Annotated in this window: 9 protein-coding genes; 4 read left to right on the top strand and 5 right to left on the bottom strand. The window is 52.8% G+C overall.

The window, feature by feature from the left end:
• Positions 1 to 468 precede the first annotated feature (468 nt).
• The gene (locus tag PCI15_RS11805) at positions 469 to 4,161 is read right to left on the bottom strand and encodes an EAL domain-containing protein (protein ID WP_271274541.1); all 3,693 of its coding nucleotides are present in this window, start codon (positions 4,159 to 4,161) and stop codon (positions 469 to 471) included.
• A 471-nt stretch (positions 4,162 to 4,632) separates the two neighbouring features.
• Between PCI15_RS11805 and PCI15_RS11800 the strand changes: the two genes are divergently transcribed.
• Positions 4,633 to 7,164 (top strand): EAL domain-containing protein, encoded by a 2,532-nt coding sequence (locus PCI15_RS11800; protein ID WP_271274540.1) that lies wholly within the window; start codon positions 4,633 to 4,635, stop codon positions 7,162 to 7,164.
• A gap of 75 nt (positions 7,165 to 7,239) precedes the next feature.
• Here the strand turns inward: PCI15_RS11800 and PCI15_RS11795 are convergent, their stop codons facing one another.
• Positions 7,240 to 7,635, bottom strand: coding sequence for a GFA family protein (locus PCI15_RS11795; RefSeq protein ID WP_271274539.1), 396 nt, complete (start codon positions 7,633 to 7,635; stop codon positions 7,240 to 7,242).
• A gap of 159 nt (positions 7,636 to 7,794) precedes the next feature.
• Here PCI15_RS11795 and PCI15_RS11790 point away from each other — a divergent pair, with 159 nt between their 5' ends.
• A complete protein-coding gene (locus tag PCI15_RS11790) occupies positions 7,795 to 8,679 on the top strand; it encodes a LysR family transcriptional regulator (RefSeq protein ID WP_271274538.1) in 885 nt (294 codons plus the stop codon).
• 80 nt (positions 8,680 to 8,759) lie between these two features.
• Positions 8,760 to 9,998 carry a M24 family metallopeptidase gene (locus PCI15_RS11785; protein ID WP_271274537.1) on the top strand — a complete coding sequence of 413 codons (1,239 nt, stop codon included), beginning with the start codon at positions 8,760 to 8,762 and terminating at the stop codon, positions 9,996 to 9,998.
• A gap of 9 nt (positions 9,999 to 10,007) precedes the next feature.
• On the opposite strand, the gene PCI15_RS11780 is transcribed toward PCI15_RS11785, so the two are convergent.
• The gene (locus PCI15_RS11780) at positions 10,008 to 11,117 is read right to left on the bottom strand and encodes a mandelate racemase/muconate lactonizing enzyme family protein (RefSeq protein ID WP_271274536.1); all 1,110 of its coding nucleotides are present in this window, start codon (positions 11,115 to 11,117) and stop codon (positions 10,008 to 10,010) included.
• A 32-nt stretch (positions 11,118 to 11,149) separates the two neighbouring features.
• Positions 11,150 to 12,262 carry an alcohol dehydrogenase family protein gene (locus PCI15_RS11775; protein ID WP_271274535.1) on the bottom strand — a complete coding sequence of 371 codons (1,113 nt, stop codon included), beginning with the start codon at positions 12,260 to 12,262 and terminating at the stop codon, positions 11,150 to 11,152.
• 131 nt (positions 12,263 to 12,393) lie between these two features.
• Here PCI15_RS11775 and PCI15_RS11770 point away from each other — a divergent pair, with 131 nt between their 5' ends.
• Positions 12,394 to 13,269 carry a LysR family transcriptional regulator gene (locus tag PCI15_RS11770; protein WP_271274534.1) on the top strand — a complete coding sequence of 292 codons (876 nt, stop codon included), beginning with the start codon at positions 12,394 to 12,396 and terminating at the stop codon, positions 13,267 to 13,269.
• On the opposite strand, the gene PCI15_RS11765 is transcribed toward PCI15_RS11770, so the two are convergent.
• Positions 13,266 to 14,681, bottom strand: a complete 1,416-nt coding sequence (locus PCI15_RS11765) for a sigma-54 interaction domain-containing protein (protein WP_271274533.1) — start codon at positions 14,679 to 14,681, stop codon at positions 13,266 to 13,268. The genes PCI15_RS11770 and PCI15_RS11765 overlap by 4 nt on opposite strands.
• Positions 14,682 to 14,793: the final 112 nt, after the last annotated feature.

Genomic DNA, 14,793 nt, shown 5'->3' with positions numbered 1-14,793 from the left:
ACGCCTGCCCGTTTTGACTAACAGGGTAAGACGTTTGGTTGCTTTTATGAGTCCTGGGTAACAGGCATAAAAAAAGCCCCTGTCTGCGGGGCTAAAAGATACTCTTTAAGAGTATGCTTGGCTGGATTCTAACGCTGATAGGCTGGGATATTGTGTTTGTCGCACATGCGCTCATAACCGGGTGTCTGATAAAAGCCCGATGCAATCAGTGTGTCGTGCAGCCTGTGTTCAACTGATTGCAGGTGCTCTGATTTAAAATCTGTTCGGTGTAATGCCCGTCTGACGAGCTCCATAACTTCCGGTGAAAATGTCATAGTAAATCTCCTTTTTACCAATCGACTGTTTCAGCGCATAGGGGAAAATGTGCTACTGAAATAAGATTAGCTCATGTATCTTTTCTGACATCTGAATTGCGGATTTTTTTCAAATAACCGTGCCCATTTTGTGTTTATCTTCGCCTAAATGTGTTTAACGGGAAGAATGTAAGTCACTTTGCAGTAAGTCCCGTAAGCAGCTGAACATAATGTCTGCCCGGGCACTTAATTTGGGCATTTTTTCCCGGGCTGCATCGCTTTCTCCGCTGTTAAACAAGTCACAGACTGACTGACCTCTGCGATGAATGTCTTCATGCAGGTTAAGCAGGTTGCTGAAACTGGGGTGCTCTGCGTAGCTGAGTTTACCCTCGCCTTTCAGCCATTCGCCAAAACGGCAGTTCAGCAGGCTGGGCGGCGGGTCATTAATGGCGGCAGTGTCCAGGTATTTTTCTATCTGGGTTACCCAGGCTTTGTGCTCAACGGCGGAAAACAGTAATGAGAAATCATCATGGTTGATGCGGCGCTGATTCTGCCATTCAGCTGGCGCGGCCCAGTCAGCGAGCCATTGCGTCAGTTCAGCGGCGGGCATCGGCCGGGCAATGATGTTGCCCTGTGCCAGCTCGCACCCCAGCTGGAGAAGCAGAGTGCCGTGCTCTGTTTGTTCCACACCTTCAGCGACGACGGTACGGCGGAAGGCGTTTGACATCCCCATAATGCCTTCCAGAATTGCCAGATCATCCGGATCCCGGAGCATATCCCGGACAAAACTGCGGTCAACTTTTAATACTGCCGCAGGCAAATGTTTCAGGTATTTAAGCGATGAATAGCCGGTTCCGAAGTCGTCCAGTGCAAAGCTGATACCAATGTTCTGACACTGGCGCATTACCTCTGACACCTGTTCAATATCTTCAAGGGCTGAGGTTTCCAGTATTTCCAGCTCAATGTCGGTCGGCGAAATGCCGGGGTGTGCATCAATCATCGATTGTAAATTCGCCACAAACTGACTCTGCTGTAATTCGAGGGCCGTTATATTGATGCTCATGTGAATATCAAGTCCGCCCTCTTTCCAGGCAGCAAGCTGGCTCAGGGCTGTTCGCAATACCCACTGCCCAATACTGATACACAGTGGGTGATCTTCCAGTGCAGGCAGGAAGTCACCGGGTAACAGTAACCCCTGCTCCGGATGCTGCCAGCGTATCAGCGCTTCTGCACCGTTCAGCACACCGGTTTTCATATTCACCCGTGGCTGATAGTGCAGCTCAAACTCATTATTGCCGAGGGCCTGCCGGATCCGCTCAAGACTCTGGCGCTGACCCCGAATGCTGTCTTCCCGGTGCGGATCAAAGAAATGAATGCGGTTTTTACCGGCCAGCTTAGCCTGATACATCGCCTGATCAGCCTGCCGGATCAGTTGATCGGCTTCTACGCCGTTATGCTGCGGGTAAAAGGTCACCCCCAGGCTGGATGATACTTTGAGGGTCAGTTCATCCACTTCGATGGGCTGTGTGGTGGTTTGCTGTAACCGTTTCAGCAGCGGCATGGCCTGGTCATCCCTGTCGGTATTCAGAAGGACAGCAACGAATTCATCGCCTCCCAATCGCGCAATGGTATCCCCTTCACGGAGAATCAGACGGAAGCGTTTACCCAGTGCCATTAACACTTTGTCGCCGGTTTCATGGCCGTACTGGTCGTTAACTTCTTTAAAACCGTCAAGATCAAGGTACACGACAGCCAGAGTCTCTCCCCGACGACGCTCCTGCCCCATGGCTTGCTGTAAGCGGTCGGAGAGCAGGTCTCTGTTGGGCAGGCCGGTAAGCTTATCGTGGTAGGCGGCGTGTTCCAGTTCTGCCTGATGTTGCTTAAAGTCGGTGATATCTTTACAGACCCCGATCCACTTATAGGCTTTGTTGCTGTCATCCAGCAGCGGCAATGCGTGGTCGCTCCAGTAGCGGTAGCCGCCGTCCTGATGCAGTATCCGATACTCATATTTCAGTGGCTGAGTCAGGGTTTTGTAACTGTCTTGCATTTCAGTCACGGTGCTCAGGTCCTCCGGGTGGATCAGCTTCAGCCACTGATCCGGCCGGTTAAGCGTTTGGGCGTCCCGGTAGCCCAGAATGCTGTTAATATCACCAAACCAGATCAACTGGTTGTTGCTGATATGGCGTTCGTAAATCAGGTCATAGGCGGCCTGTCCGGCAATCATAAAGCGCTGTTCACTTTCTCTCAGTGCTTTTTCGATATCTTTCAGGCGGGATATGTCCACCGAAATACCGCATAAAGCATATACGCTGCCATCATCCCGCTTCAGTGGCAGCTTGGTCGACTGAAAGGTCGTTGTCTGGCCGGTTTCCGGAACCGTGTTCGTTTCCTCCGCCCGAATGGTTTCACCATGAATCAGGACCCGGGCATCATTCTGACGGATGTTCTGACTGGTTTCGGCATCAAAGAACCGTTCATCCGGCGAGCCGATAATGTCTTCCATCGCTGCCCGCCACAGTTCCCGGACCGCTTTATTGGCAAACAGATAGCGCCCTTCGGTATCTTTGAGGTAGATATAGGCATCCACGTTATCCAGGATGGTGCGCAGCTTATATTCGCTTTCAATTACCTGCTCCTGGGCGCTGACGATGTCTGAGATATCCTGAGCAAGAATCAGTGTCTGATGCTCGCCACCTGCTGCGGTAATGGTTTTTTTTATTACCCGGTAATGATGATGCTGGCGCTCAAGCTGCAGAAGAATACGGGCTTCACTGCGGCTGTCACGGTTAGGCAGTTCGCGGGCAAAATATTCGGCAAGGGGCTTGGGGGCACTGAAGTCACTCTCAGCCTTCCCGATGAATGCTTCAGGGGTGGTTTTGTAGAGTTTTGCTGCCGGCTGGTTGCCGAGCAAAATCCTGTTGTCACTGTCTTTGAGAAGCACTGCGTCAGGAATTTCATTGACCACTGACTGCAGCAACATTTCGCGTTCATGCAGTGATCGCAGTGATTCACTGAGTTGCTGCCGGGCATTTTCGGCTTTTTGTCTGGCACGGTTAAGTGAGTTGAGGTTGAACAGAATAAAGATAAAGATACTCACAATTATGAGTGCCAGGGTTAAAAAGCCCAGTGTTATCATTTTCAGCCCTTCGGGTTCCGATGCCCACTCTCCCCGGGCGGCTGCGGTGAGCTGCCAGCTGCCGATGGGCAACTGAATATCAGCCATGACGGCGTCGGCTGTGAACAGCTCAGGGTTCCCATAGAAGACCTCACCCCGTTCACCAAGGCTGTCTTTTCCCCGGATGGCTATTTCAACCGGCAGTGGGTCTGACAGGCCGCTGATACGGAATAGCTGTTCTTTATCGATGACGCTACTGACAATACCCCAAAAGTAGTCAGGGCGATAATCATTTCGCAGGTAAATGGGAAAGCGGGCAATAAAAGCAGAACCGCCCTGCACCAGATCGACAGGACCGGCCAGCACTACCTTACGGGTTTGTCTGGCAAGGTCAGCGGTGCGGAACTGAGAAGGTATATCACGGTAATCAAGGCCAATCGCCTGTTCATTGCCCTGTACCGGATATATCAGTTTGATTTTCATACCCGGGGCTGCAGCTACATTGCGCAGGATGCTGTCTTCCTTAAACAGGGTTTCTGCTATTTTTTCAAACTGCTGCTGATTCATTGCCGGGTTGACCGAGATGCTGGCAACCAGCCCCTTGGATAATTGCAGATCGCTGGCCAGGTTATGTTCCAGCCGGTCGCGTATTTTAAGCAGGTGTTTATGCACCTGTTCCCGTACTTCATTTTCATGCTGGAGGGTATAAATGGCTTCTGCTTTGAACCAGCCAAACAGTACCAGGCCAAACATAAGCAGGGCAAAACAGGCAATGACTAACCTGACCCGTCCGCTGGCGGATTTGGCGGAAACCGATTCCTTTCGGTGTAAGGACGAGCCTGAAGTCTTGATATGGTGTACCTACTGAATCGTATAAACCTTTATCATCCGCTGCTGTTAATAAGTCCCTGTGGTTTAGTAAAGATAGTTTGTTTTGTTTGAATTTGTTAATAAAAATACCACTAATTGATCATTGTCTGTGGTCTTGTTATGTGTACTGCAACTACGATTATACGGTGTGTTATGAGTTAAAGAAGTCAGATCTGCCCGTGATCCCGCCCGATATGGGTAATGTTTTCAGAAAAACATCCTGCGTTTGAATATTTAAGGATGCATGTGAATGAAAAAGCCTCTCAAATCAAACAAAAATTGACCTGAATCTAAACTGAAGAAACTGGCTTTAAGTAAACTGTGTCGCCTTTCAGCAACAGCAAATGGATTACTGTGTCTTTTTCAATGTTTACCACCCCTTCTGCGCGCTCAGAAAAACTCGTCAGGGATGCGGCGCAGTGTCAGGTCTTAACCTGTACACCGGATGTCAGTCTTAAAACAGCCACGGCGATGATGCAGGCTGAAAACTGCAGTTCCATTGTGGTTGTTACTGATCGGGTCCCGGTGGGTATCTGGACAGAGGCAGATGCTTTGCGCATTGATTTTACAGACAGTGCTTCGCTGAACCGCCCTGTGTCAGCGTTTATGAGTACCGCATTGCACACAGTTGAAATGACCGCCACGCTGGATGATGCTGCACTTGAGTTTCGCCGGCAGAGCATCCGCCACCTGATTGTTACTGATCAGGCGAATGAGCTGCAGGGCATTCTTTCCCAAACCGATGTGGTCATGCATCAGAATGCTGAATTTTTCCTCAGTATGACCGAAATAGATGCGTTACTTCCTGTCAGACTTACAATCACCCTGGATCAGCAACAAATGATCAGTGACGCGGTGGGTCTGATGCGCGAACACAGTCAGGATGCACTGGTTGTTACCGCCCGGGGAGAGCCCGCCGGTATGCTGACCCAGCGGGATCTGGTCAGGCTGATTGGCGAAGGTCACCGGGACCGCCCCCTCGCAGATGTAATGAGCACGCCGCTGATCAGCGTACCCCGCTCCATGAGTTTGCTCGCTACCCGTTCGCTGATGCAGAAACGCTGCATTCGCCATATCGGCGTCAATGATGATGCCGGGACGTTTATCGGCCTGATTTCATTCGGTGACATTCTGAATAATATTGAGCAGACCTACGTTCGTCGTCTGCGGGCGGCACTTGCTAACCAGTCTGCAGATCTTCAGGATGCCGCCCAGCAGCTGCACATGGCGCATACCCTCATTGAAGCGTCAATGGACGGTATAATGGTGACCAATGATGACGGCATTATCGAGTCTATTAATCCGGCTTTCAGCATTCTGACCGGGTATTCTGAATCTGAAGCGCTGGGCAAAAAGGCAAGCCTGATCAGTTCAGGTAAACATGATGCTGAGTTTTATCAGCAGATGTGGCACTCAATTAATACTCAGGGTCAGTGGAAAGGTGAAATCTGGAACCGCCGTAAGAACGGTGAGGTGTACCTGGAATGGCTGACCATTACCCGAATACTTGAACCGAACAGCGGCCGTTCACTTTATGCGGGCATTTTCAGTGATATTACCGAGCGTAAAAAATCTGAGCAGATCATTGAAAACCTCGCTTATTATGATGCGCTGACAAAACTCCCCAACCGACAGTTGCTGTTTGACCGCCTGGACGTGGCGCTGGCCGGCGCCCACCGGGACTGCTGTAACCTCGCCCTGTTGTTTATCGATCTGGATCACTTCAAGCGTATCAACGATACCCTGGGGCATACCATTGGCGATAAGGTGCTGATAGAAACCGCTAACCGGCTCAAGAATATTATTCGCGAAGGCGATACCCTGGCACGCATTGGCGGTGACGAGCTGATTCTGATGCTCACAGAAGTCTCCGATGCCGATACCGTTGGCCGTGCAGTTCACCGTATTTCAGAATGTCTGCAGCAGCCAGTCATTGTAGAAGACAATGAACTTTACGTTTCAGCCAGTATCGGCTGTGCGATTTATCCGGAAGACGGCCAAGACCGCGAAACCCTGCTAAAAAATGCAGATATCGCCATGTATCGGGCCAAGCAGACTGGTCGTAATACATTTCACTTCTACTCTTCCAAGATGGATGAGTTGTCTCATCTGCACCTTAAAATGGAAAGCCGCTTAAGAGGCGCGCTGGCCAATAACGAGCTGTTCCTGGAGTATCAGCCCAAGCGTGCGCTGGACAGCGAACGGATTGTCGGGGTGGAAGCCCTGCTCCGCTGGCAGGATAAAGAGCTGGGCCGGGTACCACCGGATCAGTTTATTCCGCTGGCGGAAGATCTCGGGCTGATTAACGAAATTGGCAGCTGGGTGCTGGACCAGGCAGCGCAACAGTGTCAGCGCTGGCAGGCAGAGGGGATCGACGATCTGCATGTGTCGGTGAATGTATCGGCGCTGCAGTTTAAGCAGCAGGCCGTGATTGGTCAGGTAGAGAAAGCCCTTAAGCACAGCCACCTGCAGCCAAGTCTGCTCGATATTGAAATCACCGAGAGCTGCTTGCTGGAAGATCTTAAGTCCGTTAGCCGGAGCCTGCGGCATTTACGCAATCTGGGATTAAGTATTTCACTGGATGATTTCGGCACCGGCTTTTCCAGTCTGAGCATGCTGACTCAACTGCAGGTGGACTATCTGAAAATTGACCGCAGCTTTATGCAGGGCATTCCGGGGGATCCGGACAGTGAAATGCTGGTATCAACGATCATCCTGATGGCCAAAAATCTGGGGTTCAAAGTCGTGGCCGAAGGGGTCGAAACTGCCGAGCAAATGGCATTTCTGAAAGACAAAGACTGTGATCAGATACAGGGATATTATTTCAGCAAGCCGGTCAGTGCCGGGCGAATCTCGGAAATGATGTTGCCGGCGGCAGTAGTTTAATGCTCCATTATCTTGATTAAGGCCTGCTTATGTACAGGCCTGCTTATGTACAGGTCTTATTCCGGCAACCGGCTTTCAGTTAAGCTGGCTCTGGTCGACCTGTTTGACGTCAGGCAGAGAATAATAGTCCCCTTTCGACTCACTGTGGATCTGGCTTTCAAGCACCAGCCCGGTTGGCAGGTCCAGCCCGCCGGCAAAAATACTCACGTAATCTTTACCGAAACTGCGCCAGAACAGGTTACTGCCACAGGTTCCACAGAAGCCCCTTTCAGCAGTGTCAGACGATGCAAACCACCGCAGACTCTCTCCGCTGACTGTCAGATCAGCGGCCTGACACTGGCTGGCCATCACAAAAGAGCCACTGGTTTTCTGACACTGCCGGCAATGGCAGGCAACTACCGGGCGTAATGCGCCGGTTATCTGATAAATCACTTCACCACACAGGCAACTGCCCCGATGATGTTCAGGCATAAATCTTACTCCGGGTCTGATAATAAAACGGGACTAGCCTAGGGGATCCTGACATAGCCGACAAACGACAATACAGGCCTCTATAATTAAGCCTGGCTTTTTTGTGATGAATGCATTCGGTATGCTGGCCGTTCAATGATTTCAGCGGGTATTGCGAATATGTCATCTTTGCCACCGGTGGAGCAGCTGCGTTTCTTTGATGCGGCGGCCAGACACCTAAGCTTTCAGCAGGCTGCGAATGAGCTGTGTGTCAGCCCTGCTGCGGTCAGCCAGAGAGTCCGGGCGCTTGAAGCGCAGCTGAACACAGCGCTGTTTGTACGGCATACCCGCAGGGTTAGCCTGACCCCTGCGGGGGAAATGCTTGCCACCAAAACCCGCCAGGCGTTTGGTTTGCTCAACGAAGGTGTCACTGATATCAAGCAGTTACACGGCCGTTCTGTATTTACCATCAGCACCACAACCACCTTTGCTGAACAGTTTCTGATGGGTCATATTGATCGGTTCCAGCACATTTTTCCCGACCGGGATAACCGGGTACTGGTATCCAACAATCTGGTGGACTTCCGGCAGGATCAGGTAGATGTGGCTGTTCGGCAGGGCCTTGGTGCGTATCCCGGCTGTACCGCGCTGCCTCTGGGGTCGGACCGCTATATGGCGGTTGCCAGCCCTGAACTTGCAGCAAATTTTGCAGCCGAAAAAGCCGTTACCGGGATCAGGGTAGACTGGCCGGCACGAATAACAGATTTCCCCCGCTGGAATGACTGGTACGCTTTGCAAGGCATGCCTTCTGAAACCGCCAGTCGCCAGCTTAATCTGCCTACGGAAGCGCTGGCTGTCCGGGCAGCGGTTAACGGTCAGGGTATTGCCCTCATTCATACGCTTCATATACGTGAAGAGCTCGCGTCGGGCGCGCTGGTTCCCTTGTTGGGGCAAGCCCAGCAGTTACTCGCTTCTCCGTATCGTTATCATCTGGTCTGGCCTGAAAATGTTGCCAATCCGGTGACAGAAGCTTTTTGCCAGTGGCTTGCCGGACAACTTAGCTGATCGAAAACTCCGATGGCTGCTGTGGGAAATTCCGTTTGTTGCATGGCAGCCCTCTGCTGATACTGAATGGCGCTGCCAATATGGGCAGGCCTGTTATCAGTAGCCGCTACGGAGAACGCACAGTGGAAGACATTCTGGTTTTACCCGTCATACCTGACAGCCAGCTTATAGAAATGCACGGTTACCGGCTGGCAAGAATACGGCAGCAAATGCGTTTACAGGGCGTCAGTCTCTGTGTGCTGGCAAGCCCCGTCAGCCTGCGCTATGCGGTGAACTTTGTTGAATACCAGATGTTTCAGGCGCACATTCCTACCGCGTATCTGTTCATTCCACTGGAAGGACCGGTCACCCTGTTCGGTGCCAGCCAGCGGCATTACAGCTTAGTGGATGACTATTGCCCTTCCCGGTTTGTAACCCCTTTTGATGGCGGTGTAGATTTGACCCACAACTGCCAGCAACTGGTCGGTGATATCAGGGGCTTTATGGATGATCACCGGCTCCGCGACGGGCTGCTGGCGCTGGAACGGCTTTCACCGCTGATTTCCCAGCAACTGGTGTATGAAGGGTACCGGCTGGCAGACGCCGAATGTCTGGTGGAACAGGCACGGATGATTAAGCATCCTGTCGAGCTGACCTGTATAGAGCAGTCGGTGGCGGTTGCCGAGTACGGCATCGCTCAGATGCAGCAGGCACTGCGGCCGGGCATCACGGAAAACCAGCTCTGGTCGGTGCTGCATCAGGTGAACATCGCCCACGGCGGTGACTGGATTGAAGGCAAGATGCTGGCGTCCGGGCCCCGAACTAACCCTTGGTTACAGGAAGCAACTAACCGGGTGATTCAGGCCGGCGAACTGGTGGCTTTTGACACTGATATGATCGGGCCCCACGGCTACCTCGCTGATATTTCACGCACCTGGCTGTGCGGAGACTTGCCACCCAATACGGAACAGAAAGATGCCTACCGCCATGCCTGGGATGAAATCCAGTACAACACCGGTCTGATCCGCCCCGGCGTGGGTTTTAATGAGCTGGCGGAACGGGCATTTGCCCGGCAGGACAAATACCGGGCACGGCGCTATGTCTGTGCGTTTCACGGTGCAGGCCTGTCTGATGAGTACCCGAAAATCTATTACCCTGAAGACAGCCGTCACAACACCTATGATGATGTGCTGCAGGAAAATATGGTGATGTGTGTAGAAAGTTATTCCGGCGCGGATAACGGCCGTGAAGGGGTGAAGCTTGAACAGATGGTACGGGTAACGAAGGATGGTTGTGAAGCCATCAGCCGTTACCCGTTTGAGGAAGCGTTATTCAGCTGAGACGCTCAGTCAGAGGCTGAATGACATTGCCGGTGAGCCCAGTCGGGTACCGTCAGGGGTAACCCCCAGCCCGGCACCCTCCGGCACCCTGAGCTGGCCGTTATGTAAGGCTACAGGATTCTGATTATCATAGTGTCCGTCAATATACGGCGCGGCAATCCAACTGCCGGCAAACAGATTGCCTGTTACTGTCGCACCCAGATGCACGCAGCTGGCGGCAACCAGATCACCGCCCCAGCTGTCATCACAGGTCATGGGTAAGCCTGCAACAGCACAGATTTCCCGGGCGGTACGCATCAGGCTGATGCCCCCTATTCTGCTCTGTTTCATGCCAAAACCCTGAGCAGCATTATCACCGATGGCTCTGAGCAGGCCGTTAAGATCTTCGATGACTTCATCCAGCCACAGCGGATGGTGCAGGTTCCCCCTCAGGTGCAGACACTGCTCATAGGTCTGGCACGGCTGTTCGAACACAAAACGGATATCCCGGCAGGCTGCGGACAGCTGTATGGCATCATTCACGTTCAGACCCCGGTTGGCGTCCACCGCCAGCTCGGTACCCGGTGTCAGTACCTCAGCCACCTTGCTGACACAGGCGATATCTTCGTCCAGTGTCCGGCCACCCACTTTAAGCTGCAGCCGGCGGAACCCTTCTGCCTGTTTTTTCACCGCGACAGATGCCGCTTCTTCGGGGCTGCTCAGGCCGATCGCGTAGTAAGAAGGAATCACTTCCCGTACTGCACCTCCCAGCAAGTCGCAGACCCTGCTGTTATATGCCTTGCCGCTGATGTCCCAGCAGGCCATATCGATGGCGGATTTTGCATACAGGCTGCCACACAGGGCCTGATGCATCCGCTGGTTTATCTGTTCGGTGTACTGCGGGTTTTCCCCCAGTAAATGGGGGGCAATTTCACCGATAGCAGCCCTGGCACCGGCGGCGTGCTGTGGCTGATAGGCCGGCCCCAGCGGACATACCTCTCCCCAGCCCTCGATACCGTTGTCGGTGGTAATACGCACCAGCGTTGTGTCCAGTGCTGTCAGTGTCTGCAGGGCCATTTTATAAGCCGGGCCCTGAATGGGCAGATCCTTTTGCCAGACATCGATTTGACAGATCTTCATAGGTTCACTCCTGAATGTTCCGGTCCGTCAGTTCAGCTGTCACGCTGGGGCAGTAATACCAGCTTGCCGGTAAAGCCTTTATCCAGGAACGCCTGCTGCGCTTCAACAATAGACTCCAGCGGATAGCGCTTCGCTACCAGTGGCTTCAGCTCACCCTTTTCGATATAAGACACCAGGTTCTCGAAAACATGCCGGGGCTGGTAAGTACAGCCAAAAAACGTCAGATCTTTGAGGTACAGGCTGCGAACATCCAGTTCAACCAGTGGTCCGGCGATGGCACCCGCTACCGCATAACGGCCACCCGGACGGAGAATATCCAGCAGCTCCGGCCACTGGTCACCGGCGACCAGATCAACCACCGCATCCAGACTGTCCTTGCCCAGCATCTTCAGCAGGTTATCGCCCCGGTTAATGACCTGATCAGCGCCAATGGCCCGCAGTTCATCAGCTTTGGACGGGCTGCAAACCGCAATTATCTCTGCGCCCCTGCGTTTGGCCAGCTGTACGGCCGCAGAGCCCACGCCCCCGGAAGCACCGGTTACCAGTACCCTTTCGCCGTTACTGAGGTTCATCCGGTCGAGCATGTTCTCTGCGGTTGAATAAGCACAGGGAAAGGATGCCAGTTCAGCGTCTGTCATCTGACTGTTGACGGCAAAGGCTTCTCTTGACTGGGACAGGGTGTATTCCGCGTAACCGCCATCACATTCGGAACCGTAGGTAAAACACTCGAACGGGTTGTCGCTGCCCGGTGGTTGCTGCAGATTGCGTACCAGCACGCGTTCACCCACCCGTTCCGCTGATACCCCGTCGCCGACCGCAACGATTTCACCGCAAACGTCGCATCCCTGTATGCGGGGCAACTGCAACGGAATACCGGACCAGGATGCGTCATCGTCGTTAATGTCATCAAAGCCTTCACTGCCGCCGGCATTAGTATCGCCGCTGACGGCTTTTGAGTACCAGCCGATCCGGGTGTTGATGTCGGTGTTGTTGATGGCGCTTGCGCCTACTCGAATCAGTACTTCACCGGCAGCCGGTGTGGGTACAGGCACATCGGTACGGTAGCTGAGCTGATCAAATCCGCCATGGCCGGTTAGCAGCACGGCTGCCATTGTTTGGGGTAATTCAGACTTGTTGCCAGACATCGTGGTCTCCGGAATGTTTGTATCAATAGTTTTTATGATTAGCTTGATAGCCACTGTAAAAAACCGCTGTTATTCAGGCAAACAAATAATTTAGAATCTGTTATTCAGAAAAACTAAATCATGGCTCCGCTATGCTTCCTTTGCTCGATCTCGATTTATTGCGAACCTTTGCTGCAGTCGTTCAGGCCGGTGAGTTTAAAAAGGCCGCCGAAACCGTTCACCGCTCCCATGCCGCAGTCAGCATGCAGATTAAACGCCTTGAGGAGCAGCTGGGCTGTCAGCTGATGCAGCGGAATAATCAGGGTATCCGCCTGACTGAATCTGGCGAAATCCTGATGGGTTACTGTGAACAGTTTCTTAAGCTTAATGCAGCGACCTTCGGGGCGCTTGCAGAAACACCGCTGGCCGGCAAAGTGCGTTTCGGTATTCCTACTGATTACGCGCAGGATTTTCTGCAGGATTTTTTGCCGGTGCTGGCGGCGGAAATGCCCAACCTTGATGCCAGGATAGTGTGTGACCGGAGCCGGAATCTGCGCCAGATGCTGGCGGCAGGCCAACTGGATATCGCCATTGTGGCCGGTGAAGAAGAATACCGGGATGAGCAACTGATCTGGACGGAACGGCTACAGTGGTGTGGCTCATACGGGCAGCAACGCACTGACGCTACGCCCCTGCCATTCGCCTTGCTGGAAGAAAACTGCATCGTCCGGGATCTGGCGCTGCAACAGTTACAGGCCGGTCAGATTCCCTACGAACGGGTGTTCAGCAGTACCGTGCTGGAAAATATCGCCGCGGCGGTGGCGGCAGGTTTTGCGGTATCGTTACTGCCTGAGTCCTCGGCCCGCGCCGGCAATATTAAACCTCTGGAAGATCCGCGACTGGACAATAATCAGCTGCTGAAAATGAATATGATCTGTTCACAGGCCATTGATCCGCGGATCAGCCAGCGCCTGACAGAACGTCTGAGGGAGGCCGCTTCCCGGATTCTCCGTAAAACGGCGGGTTAACTGCCCGCAGCGGCGCCAAGGCCAAGCTTGTCCAGTTTTGCATACAGGGTTGCTCTGGATATGCCCAGCTGTCTGGCGGCATTGGCTTTATGGCCCCGGTGATAGTTCAGGGCGCTGATAATCGCCTGGCGTTCGGCATCGGCAATGCTTTGTGCAAGAGGACCGGGGGCTTCTGCAACTGGCGTTAAGGCCGTTTCCGCGGGGAGCTGTTTACTGGCTGGCAGTACCGAGCTGAGAAATTCTGCTTCTATCACTGTCTCGGGATGCATCACACAGGTGCGCTCGAGCACATTGCGCAATTCCCTGACGTTCCCTACCCACGCCTGATGGCGGAGTAACTGCAGTGCGGTATAGCTGAGTTGCTTGGCGGGTATGCCCAGATTCAGGCAGATGTCATCGATGATGCTTTCACACAGGGATTCAATATCCTCCAGCCGCGCCCGTAACGGCGGCAACTCGATGGGCATGGCATTGAGCCGGTAATACAGATCAGCACGAAACTCCCCCTGCTCCACCATGGCGGCCAGATCCCGGCTGGTGGCAGCAATGACCCGTATGTCGATGGTCTGAATGTCATTAGACCCCAGAGCAGAAAACTCTTTTTCCTGAAGCACCCTAAGTAACTTTGCCTGAACATTGAGGGGCATATCACCGATTTCATCCAGAAACAGGCTGCCACCGTCTGCCAGCGCCAGTTTACCTTTACGACCGCTCTTGCTGGCGCCCGTATAGGCACCGGCAACGCTGCCGAAGAACTCCGCTTCAATCAGTTCGCCGGGAATCGCGGCGACGTTAATGCTGACAAAAGGTGCGCTGCTGCGGGGAGACAAATCATGCAATGCCCGGGCAAACAGCTCTTTACCGGTGCCGGTTTCCCCGGTGAGCAATACGGATATATCGAAACGGGCAGCCTGACGTACCTGCTTTTTCACATGGGCCATAACCGGGCTGTTACCGATCACCCGGGACAGTCCGTAGCGGGGTCTGTCGCTGTTCAGCTTATCTTTTGCTGCCTGAAGTTCATCCTGTAACTTATTGTATTTATTGATTAACGGGTTAATGCTATCAGTGGCAACAAAGCCGAATGCACCGATGATTTTATCGTTATCATCCTTCAGGGGAATGACACTTATGACGACCCACTGGTCGCTGATATACAGCAAATCGAGAAACACCGGCTGGCCGCTTTCAATCACAGAAGGCAGCCGGCTGGTAGGAATTATTTCACTGATGTGTTTCCCCAGAGGAGATTCCTCCAGCCTGAGAAAGTCGAAATAGGCTTCGCTGATCCAGACAATCACGCCGCGGGCATCCGTAGAAACCGAGTGCTGATAAAAGCTGTCAAAAGACTGGCTGAGGAATGCCATTGCCCGCTGTTTATGTGACGCCTGCTGCATGTCATCCCAAATCATAATTCGCCAGCCTGTTAGTTATTGTGTCTGAAAAAATAAACACTCATGTCTTATAAATAAGACATTAAGTGTCTTGTTTTTAAGACATAAAATATATTTTGCCTGTCATTTA

Origin of the sequence: Aliamphritea hakodatensis, assembly GCF_024347195.1 — a bacterium.
Classification (GTDB): Bacteria; Pseudomonadota; Gammaproteobacteria; order Pseudomonadales; family Balneatricaceae; genus Amphritea; species Amphritea hakodatensis.
This window is presented reverse-complemented; position numbering and strand designations above follow the sequence as displayed.